Genomic DNA, 18,969 nt, shown 5'->3' with positions numbered 1-18,969 from the left:
AGGTAAGGCTGATGGCGGTGCAGATTGCGGTGATTGACGATTGGCAGGACGTGGCCCGAAACGTGGTCGACTGGTCCCTGCTGGAGGACATCGGCCAGGTGAGTTTCATCCACGACTACCCGACCGACAGTGAAAGCCTGGCGCAGCGCCTGGAAGCCTTTGAAGTGATCTGCGTGATGCGCGAACGCACCCGGTTCGATGAGGATCTACTGCGCCGCTTGCCCAACCTCAAGCTGCTGGTGACCGGCGGCATGCGCAACGCTGCGCTCGACTTCAAGGCCGCTGCCGCCCTGGGTATTCAGGTGTGCGGCACCGACAGCTACAAACACGCAGCGCCCGAACTGACCTGGGCCTTGATCATGGCCGCGACCCGCAACCTGGTGGCCGAAGCCAACGCATTGCGCGACGGCAAGTGGCAGCAAGGCCTGGGGGGCGACCTGCATGGCAAGACCCTGGCGATCCTCGGCCTGGGCAGCATCGGTCAGCGAGTAGCACAGTTCGGTCAGGTATTCGGGATGCGCGTGATTGCCTGGAGCGAAAACCTCACCGCGGAGCGAGCCGCGCAAGTGGGCGTGACTTATGTCAGCAAGCAGGAGCTGTTCGAGCAGGCTGACGTATTGTCGGTGCATCTGGTCCTCAGCGACCGCTCCCGAGGGCTGGTGGATGCCGAGGCGTTGGGCTGGATGAAACCCACGGCACTGCTGGTCAACACCGCGCGCGGGCCGATTGTCGATGAGGCTGCGCTGATCAAGGCTTTGCAGAAACGACGCCTGGCGGGTGCGGCGCTGGATGTGTTCGATGTCGAGCCGTTGCCGCCTCATCATCCGTTCCGGACCCTGGAGAATGTACTGGCGACGCCGCATGTGGGGTATGTCAGCCAGCAGAACTACCAGCTGTTTTTCTCGCAGATGATCGAGGATATACGGGCCTGGTCCGAAGGTGAGCCGATTCGATTGCTGAACTGACTCCGCGTTTTCGTTCATTCGCGAGCAGGCTCGCTCCCACAATGGATCTTCTCTGGACACAGGTTTAGGGACCGACAGAGATCCCCTGTGGGAGCGAGCCTGCTCGCGAAGAGGCAAGAACATTCACTGCACAACCCAAGCCGCGCACCGCAATGGTGCAAACAAACTGTTCACCCACGCACACCGATGTGACAGTTCTGCTTCATTTTCATCCGATTTCACAAAAAAACCTGCCCTTCGTCGGTGCGCAAGCCTCGTAATCCGGCACGTCCGTACCTCTTTAAACCGATTGTCGAACAATTTTGCCATCCGGGCTTTACCGCTCTAAGTTCTGGTCTAGGCTCACTTTCGCGGGGCGAAACCGGTCGGTCACAAAGCGGAAAAATAATCGAAACTTTTGCCGTTCGTGGTCGGTCGACTGAAAGGAAGGTGCGTTGCGACTGGTGCAATCCTTGCAATGGCTACTCCACCCAAACTGCTTCAGCGCATTGGGCAGCGCTTGCTCACCGATGTGCAGCGCTTTTGCGCCCGGCCACAGGATGTTTGGCCAATGAAATACCGTTTGCCAGAGCTAAGAATTAGATCAACAACACGGGAGATTCATATGATCAGTGCGGTTTTAGATGTTCAGGGAGAACGTGCTCATCAGCATGTCGGCGAATCGAGCGCCGTAAGTGCTCCCGCTGCCCAGTCGATCAACGTTACCGGCACCAGGACGCTGAGCCCGGTGGCCAAACAGAATCCCAATCGGAAAAAAGTGTTGTTCGTCACATCGGAGATTGCCGACCTGGTGAAAACCGGGGGACTGGGTGACGTTTCCGCCGCCCTCCCACGGGCCATGACCCATCTGCACGACGTGCGGGTGCTGATTCCCGGTTACCCGCAGGTGCTGCACAGCGAAAACCCGATTCACATCATTGGTGAACTGGGCGGGCATGCCGCGCTGCCACCCTGCAAGATCGGGCGCATGGACATGCCCGATGGCCTGGTCATTTACGTGTTGATCTGCCCTGAACTCTACGAGCGCGAAGGTTCTCCCTACGGCGCCAACAATGGCCGCGACTGGCCGGATAACCACATTCGCTTCGCCCGCCTGGGCCTGGCCGCAGCCGATATCGCCGCCAACCTCGCACAAATTCACTGGTGCCCGGACCTGGTGCACGCCCATGACTGGCCCGCCGGTCTGGCGCCCGCCTACATGCACTGGCGCGGGCAGCGCACACCAACTTTGTTCACCATCCATAACCTGGCTTATCAAGGTGTGACCAGCCTGGGTTCGTGCCCTGAACTGGGCATCCCCCATCACGCGCTGCAACAGGAAGGCATGGAGTTCTACGGCAAGATGTCGTTCCTCAAGGCCGGCATGGCCTATTCCAGCCATATCACCACGGTCAGCGCCACCTACGCCCAGGAGATCACCACCCCGGCGTTCGGCTGCGGTCTCGACGGATTTCTTGCCGCCAAGACCCAGCAAGGCCTGCTCAGCGGCATTCCCAACGGCATCGATGAAAGCTGGGACGCCGCCACCGATACGCACCTGTTCCGTCCCTTCGGCATCGGCGACTGGGAAGGCAAGGCGGTCAATGCCGCCCATGTGCGTCAGCTGTTCGGCCTCGACGACTCCGAAGGCCCGCTGTTTGCCGTGGTGTCGCGCCTGGTCTACCAAAAAGGCCTGGATCTGACCGAAGCGGTTTCCGAATACATCGTCAAATCCGGCGGGCAGATCGCGATCATCGGTCGTGGCGAGCCAGAAGAAGAACAAGCCATGCGCGAACTGGCCCTGCGCTTTCCCGGGCAGATCGGCGTACGCATCGGGTTCAACGAAACCGATGCCCGCCGCATGTTTGCCGGCAGCGACTTCCTGTTGATGCCTTCGCGCTATGAACCCTGCGGCCTGAGCCAGATGTATGCCCAGCGTTTCGGCTCGTTGCCGGTGGCGCGCAATACCGGCGGCCTGGCCGACACCATCGAGAACGGCGTGACCGGTTTCCTGTTCGACGAATCCACGGTGGAGAGTTATCAGGAGGCCCTGAGCCGAGCGTTCCATGTGTTTGCCTTCCCCGACCTGCTGAACGCCATGCGCTGCCGGGCCATGACCCAGCCTTTCAACTGGTGCCAGGCGGTCGAACCCTACGCCGAACTCTACGAACAGCTTGTGGCTAAAGCCCTGGGGAAATCGAACAAACAGTAAGAGGCTTTCAAGATGCCGTTACGGACCCTTGAGACCTGGCCCCACGGCGCAATCATGCTGGACGCTGAACACACGCAATTCGCGTTGTGGGCGCCAGATGCGTTCTACGTCAGTGTCGAACTGGAAAATGGACAGTCCTTGCCGTTGCTGCCTCAGGCTGACGGCTGGTTCGTGATCAACACCCGCTGCCCGGCAGGCACGGGTTACCGCTATAGCATCGACGGCGAACTGGAGGTGCCGGACCCGGCCTCCCGCGCCCAGGGCGGGGATATCGACCAGCGCAGCGTGGTGGTCGATCCCCATGCCTACTGTTGGCAACACAGCACCTGGCAGGGCCGTCCGTGGAACGAGGCGGTGATATACGAGTTGCACGTCGGTGCGCTCGGCGGCTTCCAGGCCGTCGAGCAGCATCTGGCGCGCCTGGTTGAACTGGGGATCACCGCGATCGAACTGATGCCCGTGGCGCAATTTCCCGGCGAACGCAACTGGGGCTACGACGGGGTCCTGCCCTACGCGCCCCAGGCATCCTACGGCTCGCCCGAACAACTCAAGCATCTCATCGACACCGCCCATGGACACGGCCTGGCGGTGATTCTCGACGTGGTCTACAACCACTTCGGCCCGGACGGCAACTACCTGCACCGCTACGCCAAAGGCTTCTTCAATGAAGACAAACACACACCTTGGGGAGCGGCCATCGACTTCCGCCGACGCGAGGTGCGCGACTTCTTCATCGACAACGCCTTGATGTGGTTGCTGGAGTATCGCTTTGACGGCTTGCGCCTGGATGCCGTGCATGCCATCGAAGACCCGGACTTTCTTCAGGAACTGGCGCAACGGGTACGCCAGCAGGTCGACCCGCCGCGTCACGTCTGGCTGATGCTGGAAAACGAACACAATCAGGCCAGCCTGCTGGAGCAAGGTTACGACGCTCAGTGGAATGACGATGGCCATAACGCCCTGCACGTACTGTTGACCGGTGAAACCGACGCCTACTACGCCGACTATGCGCATAACCCCACCGAACAACTGGCCCGCTGCCTGAGCCAGGGTTTCGTATTTCAAGGTCATATCAATCGCCATGGCAAACCCCGTGGAGAACCCAGCGGGCACTTGCCGCCCAGCGCCTTCATTCTGTTTTTGCAGAACCACGACCAGATCGGCAACCGCGCCTTTGGTGAGCGCCTGCATCAATTGGCCCATCCCGATGCCTTGAAAGCCGCCACCGCGCTGTTACTGCTGTCGCCGATGATTCCGCTGCTGTTCATGGGCGACGAGTTTGCCGCCGAGCAGCCGTTCCTGTTTTTCACCAGCCACCATGGCGAGCTGGCCCGGCTGGTGCGTGAAGGACGGCGCAACGAGTTTGCCGCATTCAGTGCATTTGCCGATCCACACAAACGCGAACAGATTCCCGATCCAAACGCACCAGAAACCTTCGAAGCGTCCCGGCCTTCGCTGAGCGCCGGCGGCGCTTCGGCCATTCACGATCTGTATCGCCGGCTCTTGCAGATTCGCCATCAGCAGATCATCCCGCGCCTGCCGGGCGCCCAGGCATTGGGTGCCGAAAGGCTGGCCGACGGCGCGGTCTCGGCACGCTGGTTGCTGGGTGACGGCAGTCTGTTGCGCATTGACCTGAACCTCGGCAACACGCCGGTGGTCCACACCCCACAGGCCGATGCGGTGCTGTTGTTCGAGCATCCTCCAAACGCCTTCGGCCTGTTGGACCAGGGCACGCTTGCCCCGTATTGCGCGCTAGTCACCCTCAAGGCCGCAGCCCCTTTGCTACCCCCGGATGGAGAGCCTCAATGAGCGATGCGCAGCTTGAAATACTGGCGGGCCATGCCGGTCTGGCAGTGGACTGGATCGACGCCAATGGTCGCCCGCAAAAAGTCGCCCCTTCGGTGTTGCGCAATGTCCTGACCGGGCTCGGCCACCCGGCCGGCAGCGCACAGGAAATCGACGCCAGCCTGCTCGAATTGCAAGAGGTGCAACAGACCCGTCACCTGCCGCCGTTGCTCACCGCCGACGTCGGTGTCGGGCTCAGCCTGGCGCATTACTTCGAACCGCAAACGCCGTGCGAGATTCACCTCGAAGACGGTTCGGTACTCACCCTCAAACTGGACGCCGAGGCGACGCTGCCCGGGTTGATTCCGGTCGGTTACCAGCAGGTCAGCATCGAAGGGCAAACCTTCACCCTGGCCGTGGCGCCTGAGCGCTGCTACAGCGTGGGCGATGCCGTTGAGAACCCGACGCCTCGCGCCTGGGGCCTGAGCGCGCAGCTGTACGCTTTGCGCCGCGCCGGCGATGGCGGGTTCGGCGATACCCAGGCCCTGGAAGACCTGGCCAGGGTCGCGGGTGAACGTGGTGCCGAAGCGCTGGCGATCAGTCCGCTGCACGCCATGTTCGCCAGCGACGGCCAACGCTACAGCCCCTATTCGCCGTCCAGTCGCTTGTTCCTCAACAGCCTGTACTGCGCGCCCGGCGCAATCCTTGGCGAACGTGCATTACGCGCCGCCATCGACGCCACCGGCCTGGCTGACGAATTGCGGCATCTGGAAAACCTGCCGCTGATCGACTGGCCGGCCGCCGCCGAAGCCAAGCATCGGCTATTGGAAGCGCTGTATGACGGCTTCGTCCAGGGTGAACACCCGTTGCACGCCGACTTCAGCAGCTTCCGCCACGCCGGAGGCGAAGCCCTGGAAAACCACTGCCGGTTCGAAGCCATTCAAGAGGCGCGCGCCGCCAAGGGCGAAGACCTCGACTGGCGGCACTGGCCCGAACAATGGCGTAACCCGCGCAGTATGGCCCTGGCCGAATTCGCCGAAGAAAATGCCGGACGCATCGGCTTCTTCGCGTTCTGCCAGTGGCTGATCAGCCGTTGCCTGGAACGCGCGCAAGCCGCTGCACGCAGCGGCGGCATGAGCATCGGCCTGATTGCCGACCTGGCCGTCGGTGCCGACGGCGGCGGTAGTCAGGCCTGGAGCCGTCAGGACGAACTGCTCGCGTCCCTCACCGTCGGCGCGCCACCGGACATTCTCAACCGCAGCGGCCAGGGCTGGGGGATTTCCGCATTTTCCCCCGAAGGCCTGGTGCGCAACGGTTTTCGCGCCTTCATCGAAATGCTGCGCGCCAATTTTGCACACGCCGGTGGCCTGCGCATCGATCACGTCATGGGACTGCAACGCTTGTGGGTGATCCCCAATGGTGCACCGCCCGCCGATGGCGCTTACCTCTATTACCCGGTGGACGACCTGCTGCGCCTGCTGACCCTCGAGTCCCATCGCCACCAGGCCATCGTTCTCGGTGAAGACCTCGGCACCGTGCCGGACGGCCTGCGGGAAAAACTCATCGCCCGTTCGATGCTCGGCATGCGGGTGTTGTTGTTCGAACAGGACAACACCCACTTCAAGCCGATCCTCGACTGGCCGGACAACGCCCTGGCGACCACCAGCACCCATGATTTGCCGACCCTCAATGGCTGGTGGCATGGCCGTGATATCGACTGGAATGCCCGCTTGGGCCTGATCGACGCCAACACTGAAATCGAGTGGCGCCACCACCGTGAACGGGAACGCGAAGGCCTGCGCCGCACATTGAGCCAGGACCCGCAGAACTTCCGCGAAGAATCCCATGAGACCGACCAGGTGCTTGACGCCAGCGTGCGTTTCCTTGGCCATACCCGCGCGCCGCTGGTGTTGCTGCCGCTGGAAGATGCCCTGGGTATCGAACAACAGGCCAACCTGCCCGGGACCATCGATACCCACCCCAATTGGTCGCGACGCTTGCCGGGATATAGCGAAACCCTGCTCGATGAACCCGACGCGGCCCGACGCCTGGAACTGCTTGCTTGCGCAAGGCTTCAGGCGGCCGAGCGTGACCAATGACCGAAAAGCCAATGCAACCGCTGCGAGCCACCCTGCGCCTGCAGTTCCATAAAGGTTTTACCCTCGATGATGCGGTTCCACTGGTGCCGTACTTCGCCCGCCTCGGCATCAGTCACGTGTATGCCTCGCCGCTGCTGAGTGCCCGTGCCGGCTCCATGCATGGCTACGACGTGGTCGATCCGACCACGGTCAACCCGGAATTGGGTGGCGAAGCGGCGTTGCACCGCCTGGTCAGTGCATTGCGCAGCCAGAACATGGGGCTGGTCCTCGATATCGTTTCCAACCACATGGCCGTCGGCGGCAGCGACAACCCCTGGTGGCTGGACCTGCTCGAATGGGGGCGACTGAGCCCCTATGGCGAATTCTTCGACATACAGTGGCATTCACCCGACCCGTTGATGGAAGGCCAACTGCTGTTGCCATTTCTGGGCAGCGACTACGGCATCGCACTGCAGGATGGCACCTTACCCCTGCGTTTCGATGCGCTGCGCGGCGCCTTTCACGTCGAGCATTACGACCATCACTTCCCGATCTGCCCCAGCCATTACGGCGAACTGCTCAAGACCGATGCCGAACCACTCAAGTCACTGGCCGACCGTTTCAGCACGCTGAGCTATCAGACGGATGCGCACAGCCTGGCGATGCCCCTGAAAGACGAACTGCGCGAACTGGCCAGCGATCCGCAAATACGCCAGGCCATCGAACACAATCTGAAAAGTTACGACTCACTGACCCCTGAAGGCTTGCAAAACCTGCACAGTCTGCTGGAACGCCAGAGCTATCGTCTCGCCAGTTGGCGCACCGCCGCGGACGACATCAACTGGCGGCGTTTTTTCGATATCAACGAACTGGGTGGGCTGCGGGTGGAACGCCCGGCGGTGTTCGAGGCAACCCACGCGAAGATCTTCCAGTTGGTGGCACACGGCCTGATCGATGGCCTGCGCATCGACCACATCGACGGCCTCGCCGACCCTCGGGGTTACTGCCGCAAATTGCGACGGCGCGTCGACCGCCTGGCACCGGGCCGGCACCTGCCGATCTATGTCGAGAAGATCCTCGGCGAAGGTGAAACCCTGCACCGCGACTGGTCGGTGGACGGCACCACCGGCTACGAATTCATGAACCAGTTGTCGCTGCTGCAACACGCTCCCGAGGGCGAAAAAACCCTGGGTGAACTCTGGCAGCGCTACAGCGAGCGTCCGGCCGATTTCAGCCAGGAAGCGCAATTGGCGCGCCAGCAGATCCTCAACGGTTCTTTGGCCGGGGATTTTGAAAGCGTCGCCCAGGCCCTGCTCCAAGTGGCCCGGGAAGACCTGATGACCCGCGACCTGACCCTTGGCGCGATCCGTCGCGCGTTGCAGGCGCTGATCGTGCATTTTCCGGTGTACCGCACCTACATCAGCCCCCTCGGCCGTTCGATCCAGGACGAAGCTTTTTTCCAGCACGCCATGGACGGTGCGCGGCAAACCCTCAGCGAGGCGGATTGGCCGGTGCTCGACTGCCTGGCCGGCTGGCTGGGTGGCGAGCCCTGGCGCAAACGCCCCGCAGGACGGGTGCGCAAGCGGCTCAAGCATGCCTGCGTGCGCTTTCAGCAGCTGACTTCACCGGCGGCGGCCAAAGCGGTGGAAGACACCGCGTTCTATCGCTCGGCCGTGCTGCTGTCGCGTAATGACGTCGGATTCAGCACCGAACAGTTCAGTGCACCGATCGCCGACTTTCACACCGCGTGCGCCCAACGCCTGGCCGAGTTCCCGGACAACCTTCTGGCCACCGCCACCCACGATCACAAACGTGGCGAAGACACCCGCGCGCGCCTGGCGGTATTGAGCGAACGCAGCAGCTGGTACGCCGACCAGATCGGCCTGTGGCGTGCCCTCGCCCGGCCCCTGCGCTTTGATGATCAATCGCCATCTCCGGCCGACGAGTTGATCCTGTATCAAGCGATCCTCGGCAGCTGGCCGCTGGATTTGCGCAGCGATGATCAGCCCGCGCTGGAGGACTACGCCAAGCGACTTTGGCAGTGGCAACGCAAAGCCCTGCGCGAAGCCAAGTTGCAAAGTAGCTGGAGCGCGCCAAACGACCCCTACGAACAAGCGACCCAGGCGTTTGTCCGGGGCCTGCTGCTGACACCGGAAGGCGAGCTGCTGCGCTCGGCCCTGGGCAAAGCCGCGCAAGCCATCGCCGTCCCCGGCGCACTCAACGGTTTGGCGCAAACCTTGCTGCGCATGACCGTGCCAGGGGTGCCGGACCTCTATCAGGGCAATGACTTCTGGGACTTTTCCCTGGTCGATCCGGACAACCGCCGGCCGGTGGATTACCCCAGCCGCCAACAGGCCTTGCAGCAATCGGTGGAGCTTGCTGATCTGCTGGCGAACTGGCGTGACGGGCGCATCAAGCAGACCTTGATTGCGCACACATTGAGCCTGCGCGCCGAGCATCCGGAACTGTTTCGACGGGGCACTTACCACCCCCTCGAAGTACTCGGCAGCCAGGCGCATCGCGTACTCGGATTTGTTCGAGAACAGGCGGGTAAACGGGCCATCGTGATCGTGCCGATCCGCTGCGCATCGCTGCTGGAAAACAGTGCCGAACCGCAGGTGAGCGCGCTGCATTGGGGCGATACACGGGTCCATTTGCCGCTTGCTACCGCCGGGGAAAATCTCAAGGGACTTTTTTCAAGCGTCGCAGTCACAAAACACAGGGAGCTGACGATCAGCGCCGCGCTGGGGGACTTCCCGGTCAATCTCATTATTCAAACTACCCACACTTGAGTTGAATCAGGAGCATTGCGATGAGTACCGACGATAAACGCATCCGCGAGTTTGCCTATCAGATCTGGGAGTCGGAAGGTAAACCCGAGGGCCAGGAAGCCCGGCATTGGGAGATGGCGCGCAAACTGGCCGAAGCCGAAGCCCTGGCGCCGAAAAAATCACCCAAGGCCGCGGGAAGCAAAACGGCGGCCAGTAAGCCTGCTGCCGGCAAATCGCTCAATGGCAAGGCTGAGCCAAAAACCAAAGCCAAGGCCAAACCTGCCGCTGCCTCCAAGGTGATTCCACCGGGCGAGAAAGCCGCGGAAAAAAAGCCTCGCGCCGCGCGTAAACCGCCTGCGGTCTGACCCGTCGCGTTGGTCCTGAATGACCTTGTGGCGAGTCTTCTCGCCACCACGCAGGCGCTCGTCGGGCATATACCCCCTGTGGGAGCGAGCCTGCTCGCGAAGACGGAGTCACAGCCAACATTGGTGTCGACTAACACGACGCTTTCGCGAGCAGGCTCGCTCCCACATTTTGACTGCGCCGTTGTATCCCCTTTGCAGGAGCACTTATGACCCGTCCAAAGAAAGACACGCCGACACCTCAAGAGCCATCGCGCATCCGAGAAGGCCTGCCCTTTCCATTGGGTGCGACCTGGGACGGTCTTGGGGTCAATTTCGCCCTGTTTTCCGCCAATGCCACCCGTGTCGAACTGTGCATTTTCGACGATGCCGGGGAAGTGGAGCTTGAACGCATCGAACTGCCGGAATACACCGACGAGATCTACCACGGCTACTTGCCCGATGCCCATCCGGGGCTGATCTACGGCTACCGCGTGTACGGCCCGTACGACCCGGCCAACGGTCATCGCTTCAATCCCAATAAGCTGCTGATCGATCCCTACGCCAAACAACTGGTGGGCAAGCTGAAATGGTCCGAGGCCTTGTTCGGCTACACCATCGGCCACCCCGACGCCGACCTCAGTTTCGACGAACGCGACAGTGCGCCCTTCGTGCCCAAATGCAAAGTCATCGACCCGGCACACACCTGGGGCCACGACCACCGGGTCAGCGTGCCGTGGGACAAGACGATCATTTATGAGACCCACGTGCGCGGCATCAGCATGCGTCACCCTTCCGTCCCCGAGAACGTGCGCGGCACTTTCGCCGGATTGATGGTCGACGACGTGCTCGAACACATCCGCAAGCTCGGCGTGTCCACCGTGGAGTTGCTGCCGATCCATGCCTTCGTCAATGACCAGCACCTGCTGCACAAAGGCATGACCAATTACTGGGGCTACAACAGCATCGCCTTTTTCGCCCCCGACCCGCGCTACCTGGCCAGCGGCAAGATTGCCGAGTTCAAGGAAATGGTCGCGCACCTGCACGAAGCCAACCTGGAAGTGATCCTCGACGTGGTCTACAACCACACCGCCGAGGGCAATGAACAAGGCCCGACCCTGTCCATGCGCGGCATCGACAACGCCTCCTACTATCGCCTGATGCCCGATGACAAGCGCTTCTATATCAACGATTCCGGCACCGGCAATACTTTGGACCTGAGCCACCCCTGCGTGCTGCAAATGGTCACCGACTCCCTGCGCTATTGGGCCTCGGAAATGCACGTGGACGGATTCCGTTTCGATCTGGCGACCATCCTGGGGCGTTATCACGATGGCTTCGACGAGCGCCACAGTTTCCTTGTGGCCTGCCGCCAGGACCCGGTGCTGCGTCAGGTCAAGCTGATCGCCGAGCCCTGGGACTGCGGCCCCGGTGGCTATCAAGTCGGCAAGTTTCCGCCCGGCTGGGTGGAATGGAACGACAAGTTTCGCGACACCGTGCGCGCCTTCTGGAAAGGCGACGACGGGCAACTGGCGGACTTTGCCAGCCGCATGACCGCTTCGGGCGAGATGTTCAATCAGCGCGGCCGACGCCCCTATTCCTCGGTGAACTTCATCACCGCCCATGACGGCTTCACCCTCAACGACCTGGTGTCGTACAACGATAAGCACAACGAAGCCAACGACGAAAACAACCAGGACGGCAGCAATAACAACCTGTCTTGGAACCACGGCATCGAAGGTCCTACCGACGACCCGGAAATCAACGAGTTGCGCCTGCGGCAGATGCGCAACTTCTTCGCCACCCTGTTGCTGGCCCAGGGCACGCCGATGCTGGTGGCCGGCGATGAATTCGCCCGCACCCAGGATGGCAACAACAATGCCTATTGCCAGGACAGCGAGATCGGCTGGGTCAACTGGGACCTCAGCGAAGATGGCAAGGCCCTGCTCAAGTTCGTCAAACGCCTGATCAAGTTGCGCCTGGCCTACCCGATCCTGCGCCGCGGGCGCTTCCTGGTGGGCAATTACAACGAGGACATCGGCGTCAAGGACGTCACCTGGCTGGCCGCGGACGGCAGCGAGATGACCACCGAGCATTGGCACGATGCGCACAATCGCTGCCTGGGGATGCTGCTCGACGGTCGCGCCCAGGAAACCGGCATCCGCCGCAAGGGTGCCGACGCCACGCTGTTGCTGGTGGTCAATGCCTACCACGACATCGTCAACTTCCTGCTGCCGGAAGTGCCCGACGGCGGTTTCTGGACCTGCATGATCGACACCAATCAACCGTCGATCCGCGGTCAGGAGCGCTTCGAGTTCGGCCACGAATACTCGGTCACGGGCCGTTCGTTACTGCTGTTCGAATTGCAGCATGAGGAAGAGGAGTGAGCTGAGTTGAGTTAAAACCTGTGGCGAGGGAGCTCGCTCCCGTTTGAGTGCGTAGCACTCACAAAAATCGCAATGGTTGTCAGATTTTTGGGGTCGCTGCGCAGCCCAACGCGAGCAAGCTCGCTCGCCACAGGAATAGGGAAGACTCGAAACAATCCGGACAGAAAAACGTACCGTCTGGAACATCGAGGCGACGAATAGCGCTACATGAGCAATACTCTGCTCGCGGCGATTCCAGGGTTCGGAACGCGGCCAATTGCTATCAACGAGAACAAGGACGTAGCCATGAAACCGCTCTCTCTCCTCGAAAACAGCCAGTCGGCACAGATCTGGAACAGTGCCCCGCAACTGGACAACGTCCCGGTCATCAACACGCAATCCCTGGTCCCGCCGGGCGCACGCGCCGTGGTGATTGCCCCGCATCCCGGCGATGAAGTGGTGACCTGCGGCGGCCTGCTGCAGCTGCTCAGCAGCATGGGCCATCCGCTGCAATTGATTTCAATCACCGACGGCAGCGCGAGCCACCCGGGGTCGCAGCAGTGGTCGGAGAAACGCCTCAGCGTGTTCCGCGCCCAGGAAAGCGTCGAAGCCTTGCGCCGGCTCGGGTTGCCGATGCACAGCCTGAAGTGGATTCGCGGCGGCTTCACCGACAACGCCCTGGCCGAGCATGAACAGCAATTGACGCGGTTCATCGCCCGCTACCTGCGGCCCGGCGATGTGGTGTTCAGCACCTGGTCCGAAGACGGCAACAGCGACCACGACGCCGTCGGCCGTGCCAGCGCCAACGCCGCCGCCATCGCCGGCGCCGACTTCAATGAAGTACCGGTCTGGGCCTGGCACTGGCCGACGCGCGATCATGGCCTGATCCCCTGGCACCGCGCGCGCAAGGTACGCCTGGACACCTGGACCGTGGCGCGCAAAAGCCATGCGACCCATGCCTACGCCAGTCAGCTGGACGGCGAGCCGGCCATCGGCATCGCCCCGCTGTTGCCACGGATACTGCTGGAGCGGATGCGGCTACCTTATGAAATCGTCTTCGTCTGAACTGTGGGAGCGAGCCTGCTCGCAAAAGCGCTGGGTCATTCGCCATCGATGTTGGATGTGAGGGACTCTTCGCGAGCAGGCTCGCTCCCACAGGGGATATTTGTTGAATTTGATTTTGTGCACGACACAAAACCAGTGTGGGAGCGAGCCTGCTCGCGAAGACGACGGCACATCCAACACCGATGCTGACTGACCCAGCGCTTTCGCGAGCAGGCCCCCACATTTAATCGATGCGGCGCCGAAATCATCCAGACTGAACTGCCCGCCTCCACATCAGTCGCATGCATAAGCCAGCTTCGATTCAGAGGAGTGAAAGTGACCAGTACCTCCAAGCCGCAGACGGTCGAGTCAGCGACGTTGAACCAAACGCCGGCCATTCATCGACTGCGTGTGCTGACCGTCAACACCCACAAGGGCTTCACCGCCCTCAACCGGCGTTTCATCCTGCCGGAATTGCGCGAAGCGGTGCGCAGCACCTCGGCGGATCTGGTGTTTTTGCAGGAAGTGGTGGGCGAACACGATCGTCACTCCTCGCGTTACAACGATTGGCCTTCGACTTCGCAATACGAGTTCCTGGCGGACAGCATGTGGAGCGACTTCGCCTACGGCCGCAATGCGGTCTACCCGGACGGTCACCACGGCAACGCGTTGCTGTCCAAATACCCGATCCGCGAATACCGCAACCTCGACGTTTCCATCACCGGCCCCGAACGACGCGGGCTGCTGCATTGCGTCCTGGACGTGCCGGGTCACGCCGAAGTCCATGCGATCTGCGTGCATCTGAGCCTGCTGGAAAGCCATCGCCAACTTCAATTGCAGTTGCTCTGCCAACTGCTCGAATCCCTGCCCGACCACGCACCGGTGATCATCGCTGGCGACTTTAACGACTGGCAGCTGCAAGGCAACGCCGCCCTCGCCCGTCGCGACTACCTGCACGAAGCCTTCGAACGCCACCACGGCCGCCCGGCAAAAACCTACCCGGCGCGGTTTCCGCTGCTGCGCCTGGATCGCATTTATCTGCGCAATGCCAGTAGCCATGAACCGCAGATCCTCGGGACCAAACCCTGGACGCACCTGTCTGATCATTTGCCATTGGCCGTGGAAGTACACCTGTGAACCCGTGCCCGTCATGTCGAAAAACATCAAGAACCGTCAACTGAATCGTTAAACCTGTTACTTCTGACAGTAGCGACGCCAAAAAACTATTGCTACGTTGCACACGTCCGTATTGCCTGAGCGCACGGACATGCGACTTACAGTAGCCGTCGTTGCTGAAGTTTTTTGATTACGGGTCATTGCTGTCCCGATGCCGTCTCGCAACTCGCGCTGCCGAGGGTGTCTGAAGCCTTGCCATTTTTGACAAGTGGCAACTCAGTCGCCGAATCCCAAGCGGAGACGAGCATGAATTTTTCCAGCCAACTGCCCAAGTACCGTTACAGCGCCTGCGCCGTTTCAATCTGGCTGTGCATCGGTTGGCCGCAACCGGTACAAGCGGCCTGCACCCTCACACCCACCGCCGGTAATGACAATCATGTCTGTGACAGCGGTAGCAGTGGAGCGCTGAGCGACCTGACGGGCAACAACAGCTTGACCTTCCCTGCCAATGGCACCGGTGTGATCAATGACAATGTCACGTTTGGGGGCGGCAGCGATACGGTCGACATGAAATCCGGGCGCATCGTCGGGGCGCTCAATCAGGGGGACGGGGCTGACAAGCTGATCATCGATGCCGGGGAGATTACCGGAGCGGTCCAACAGGGTAATGGTGTCGATGATTTCACGATGCGCGGTGGCACTATCCAGTCTCTGGCTCAAGGCGACAGTCGTGACTTTTTCCGGATGACTGGCGGCACCATCCGCGGTGCCTTCGAAGATGGCGATACCGCTACCATGGATGGCGGCACCATTGGCAGGGTCGACATGAAGCTCGACAAGAACTTCTTCCACCTGTCTGGTGGGCAGATCCTTGGCAACCTGATTACCGGTTTCGACATTGATACCATCATCATTACCGGGGGCAAGGTCGGGGGCAATATCAGCGTCAGTGGTGGCAACGACAGCATCACGGTGTCCGGAGGCGAGGTCGTCGGCGAGATCCGTACCAGCGTCGGCAACGACACCTTCCTTTGGGAAAAAGGAGGCATTCTGCACTCGGCAATCCTGATGGAAGGCGGCGATGACACGGCGACGCTGCGCAATCTCGACGCAAACCCCCTCGCCCAGAACCCGAGCCTTAACGGTGGCGCCGGCAACGACGTACTGACCTTTGATAACACCAAAACCGCCGGGGCCGGTCGCTACGTCAATTGGGAAACGGTCAACCTGAACAACAGCTCGCGACTGGATCTCGCCGACAACTTCGTTCTGGGTGACAGCGCCAGTGGCACAGGCATTCTCAATATCGATCAAAGCAGCACCCTGGCGTCGACACAAGGCAGCATCTCGCCCTTCACGGCTGGCCAGGCTGCTACCTTGAACAACGCCGGGACCATCGACCTGAGCAGCGGCAATTCACGCACCAGCGACACGCTGACGGTACAGGGCAATTACACAGGTAGTGGCGGTCAGTTGCTGGTGCAAAGTGTGCTCGGTGACGACAGTTCACCCAGTGACAAGCTGGTGGTCAAGGACGGGACATTGACCGGCACTACATCGATCAGCGTCAGCAATGTGGGTGGCGGCGGCGCGGAAACCTTGCAAAACGGCATTCAAGTGGTTGAGACCCAAGGCGCGGCGATCAGCGACAGTGGCGCCTTCAAGCTCAAAGCCCCGTTGTCGGCAGGCGCCTACGAGTATGTCCTGTACAAGGGCGGCGTCACCGCCGGCAGCGAAAGCAGCTGGTACTTGCGCTCCTCGGTCGTGGCTGCACCGCTGGTCTCGGTCCCCAACCCCGACCCGACCTTACCGCCAATTCTGGTGCCTCTGGTCGCGGCACCGGTGGCCGCTCCCGGAAGCCCGTCATTGCCAACGCCCCCACCCGGTGCTGCGCCAATTCCGTTGTACCGCCAGGAAGTGCCCGTCTGGTCGGTATTGCCACCCGCCGCCGCGAAACTGGCCCTGACGGCCCTCGGCACTTTCCATGATCGCCAGGGCGATCAACGCCTGCTGACAGAAACCGGTTCATTGGGTGCGGGCTGGGGCCGGGTCTACGGCAAGGACTTCGATCAGACCTGGGCCGGCACCGTTACGCCACGGCTCGACGGCTCGATAAAAGGGTATCTGGTGGGCAATGATTTATACAGCTCACAAACTTCCGGTGGGCAAACCCAGCGAACAGGTTTATTCGTCGGCGACAGCCGATTAAAGGGGGATGTCGATGGATTCAATCAGGGTTATCAAAATAAACGTGCCGGCAAAGTGGAACTTGAAGGCAAAAACCTCGGCCTGTACTGGACCCTGATAGATCCCATGAGTTGGTACGTCGATCTGGTAGCGATGTACACCTGGCTCGACGGTGAGAGCCGCTCCGACCGAGGCCTCAAACTCGACAACAAGGGGCATGCCCTCACACTTTCAGCAGAGGCCGGTTATCCAATTGCAATTACCGACAACTGGGACATCGAGCCACAAGCGCAAATTATCCACCAGAAGGTCACGCTCGACAGCCAGGACGACGGCATTTCCCGAGTGTCTTTCGATTCGGACCCGGCCTGGACCGGGCGAATCGGCGCGCGACTCAAGGGTCGTTACAACGCCGGCGGCCTGCCGCTGCAACCCTGGCTGCGTGCCAATCTGTGGCGCAGCTTATCCGCCACCGACACGGTCACTTTTGCCGGTGTCACCGATATCGACACCCAGCAAAAATCTTCCTGGGCCGAACTGGGCATTGGCGCCGACCTGACGCTCGCCAAAAACATCAGCGTTTACGCCAATGTCGGTTACAGCAGCAATTTAGACAGCAATCAGCAGCGTGGAACGGCCGCGACTGTGGGTGTAAGGATCAGTTGGTAATACCGAGCAACCGCTCTAGCCCGCACCTTTTTTTGACGTTTCCACCATTAAACAAGAACTTAGGGATGCGCCGTAAATCAGTCACTTATAAGACCTGAAATACCCCTACCACTTATCGGCCATTTTCTTGACGCAGTGGCTGGGGTCTTCTTGACTTCACCGTACTACCCCCGGAAACACTATCAGGGGCAAGCCCCCAAGACTCCCGAGAACACGGGCGGCCCCCGGCTTGCCTCCTTACATTCGGTCGCCCCTCGCTCGGGGTAGGAGAGACGCCAAGGCATGTACGGCACGCGATTGCAAGGTAGCCCGCCATGAAAACCTCACTCACCCAACAAGAGATCAAAATCACTTTTTGCACTGTCTCGAGTTCACTCCTGCTGTGCTCCTCCATGGAAGTGCAGGCCTCACCGGCCGAGCAAGAAACAACCCCCTGGTACCGCCAGGACATCCCGGTGCTCACCCTGCCCGCTCTCGCCACCCCGTACCCCGGCCGATTCAGCCCTGCCCCCGACCTGCGAAGTAGCCACTTCACCACCGAAGACGCGACACCCTACGCCTGGGATCAGATTTATGGACAAGCCTCACGCCAGGCACAAACCGACGCCCTGACCCAGGGATTCACCAATGCCGGCTCCGGCGATATCAAAGGCCCGGCGATCCTGACCCTGCACAGCAACAGCGGCCACACCCAACGGGTCGGGCTGATTGGCGGCACCAGCCAGATTCAGGGCAACAGCCATGGCCTGCTGACCAACCGCGGCCAGTCCGACCCGCACACCGACACCCTGAACCTGCAAGGCGAAAGCCTCGGCGCCTATTACAGCCTGACCGGCCCGCAAGGCTGGCACGTCGACCTGTCGGCCAGCGGTGGCCGCGTCAACGGCTTCAGTCGCAACGAACAAGGCGTCCGCCAGGCCGCCGAAGGCAGCGCGGTGACGCTGTCGGTGGAAGGTGGCTTCCCGATCGGCATCAGCGAAAACTGGGTGGTCGAACCCCAGGCGCAATTGATCAACCAGCGGATCACCCTGGATACGCCCTATGCGGGGTCAGGCAACGCCTCCTCCAGCGACCTGACGTCGTGGAGCGGCCGGGTCGGCGCCAAATTGAAAGGTAGTTACGACATCAATGGCCTGGGCGTCGAACCCTATGTGCGGACCAACTTGTGGCACACCGTGTACACCGGCAACACCGTGACCCTCGATCAGGTCGACAAGATCAGCAGCAGCCGATATTCCTCGACGGTCGAAGTCGGCCTGGGCCTGGTCGCCCGGGTGACGCCAGCCGTCAGCCTGTATGTCAGTGCCGATTACAGCAGTGATGTGGACGACAATGACTTGAACGGGGTGATTGGCAGCCTGGGGGTACGGATGCGCTGGTGAATTAAAACCTCAAGAGTTGTGTTGTCTGGTATGACGCTTTCGCGAGCAGGCTCGCTCCCACAGGTTTCACGGTG

11 protein-coding genes are annotated in these 18,969 nt (G+C 61.2%); all 11 read left to right on the top strand.

The window, feature by feature from the left end; translation table 11 throughout:
• Nucleotides 1-11 precede the first annotated feature (11 nt).
• The 11 genes from CKW21_RS11725 to CKW21_RS11675 all read left to right on the top strand — a co-directional run bounded on the left by CKW21_RS11725 (nt 12) and on the right by CKW21_RS11675 (nt 18,895).
• Nucleotides 12-965, top strand: a complete 954-nt coding sequence (locus CKW21_RS11725; protein WP_095194132.1) for a D-2-hydroxyacid dehydrogenase family protein — start codon at nt 12-14, stop codon at nt 963-965.
• 604 nt (nt 966-1,569) lie between these two features.
• The gene (gene glgA / locus CKW21_RS11720; protein ID WP_095194131.1) at nt 1,570-3,156 is read left to right on the top strand and encodes a glycogen synthase GlgA; all 1,587 of its coding nucleotides are present in this window, start codon (nt 1,570-1,572) and stop codon (nt 3,154-3,156) included.
• A 12-nt stretch (nt 3,157-3,168) separates the two neighbouring features.
• Complete coding sequence (treZ, locus tag CKW21_RS11715) at nt 3,169-4,965, top strand: malto-oligosyltrehalose trehalohydrolase (RefSeq protein ID WP_095194130.1); 1,797 nt, start codon at nt 3,169-3,171, stop codon at nt 4,963-4,965.
• On the top strand, nt 4,962-7,040 hold the full coding sequence (malQ, locus tag CKW21_RS11710) for a 4-alpha-glucanotransferase (RefSeq protein ID WP_095194129.1): 2,079 nt from the start codon (nt 4,962-4,964) through the stop codon (nt 7,038-7,040). The genes treZ and malQ overlap by 4 nt, the downstream gene beginning before the upstream one ends.
• A complete protein-coding gene (locus tag CKW21_RS11705) occupies nt 7,037-9,811 on the top strand; it encodes a malto-oligosyltrehalose synthase (RefSeq protein ID WP_095194128.1) in 2,775 nt (924 codons plus the stop codon). The genes malQ and CKW21_RS11705 overlap by 4 nt, the downstream gene beginning before the upstream one ends.
• Nucleotides 9,812-9,831: 20 nt before the next feature.
• Nucleotides 9,832-10,155, top strand: a complete 324-nt coding sequence (locus tag CKW21_RS11700; protein WP_095194127.1) for a DUF2934 domain-containing protein — start codon at nt 9,832-9,834, stop codon at nt 10,153-10,155.
• 206 nt (nt 10,156-10,361) lie between these two features.
• Complete coding sequence (glgX, locus tag CKW21_RS11695) at nt 10,362-12,518, top strand: glycogen debranching protein GlgX (protein WP_095194126.1); 2,157 nt, start codon at nt 10,362-10,364, stop codon at nt 12,516-12,518.
• A gap of 285 nt (nt 12,519-12,803) precedes the next feature.
• Nucleotides 12,804-13,562: a PIG-L deacetylase family protein gene (locus CKW21_RS11690; RefSeq protein WP_095194125.1), complete on the top strand. Its 759-nt coding sequence runs from the start codon at nt 12,804-12,806 to the stop codon at nt 13,560-13,562.
• 315 nt (nt 13,563-13,877) lie between these two features.
• Nucleotides 13,878-14,678: an endonuclease/exonuclease/phosphatase family protein gene (locus tag CKW21_RS11685; RefSeq protein ID WP_095194124.1), complete on the top strand. Its 801-nt coding sequence runs from the start codon at nt 13,878-13,880 to the stop codon at nt 14,676-14,678.
• Between the two features lie 285 nt (nt 14,679-14,963).
• Nucleotides 14,964-17,513, top strand: coding sequence for an autotransporter outer membrane beta-barrel domain-containing protein (locus tag CKW21_RS11680; protein WP_095194123.1), 2,550 nt, complete (start codon nt 14,964-14,966; stop codon nt 17,511-17,513).
• 314 nt (nt 17,514-17,827) lie between these two features.
• Nucleotides 17,828-18,895, top strand: coding sequence for an autotransporter outer membrane beta-barrel domain-containing protein (locus CKW21_RS11675; RefSeq protein WP_095194122.1), 1,068 nt, complete (start codon nt 17,828-17,830; stop codon nt 18,893-18,895).
• Nucleotides 18,896-18,969 lie beyond the last annotated feature (74 nt).

It is taken from the genome of Pseudomonas sp. Irchel 3A7, assembly GCF_900187565.1.
In the GTDB taxonomy this organism is placed as follows: Bacteria; Pseudomonadota; Gammaproteobacteria; order Pseudomonadales; family Pseudomonadaceae; genus Aquipseudomonas.
This window is presented reverse-complemented; position numbering and strand designations above follow the sequence as displayed.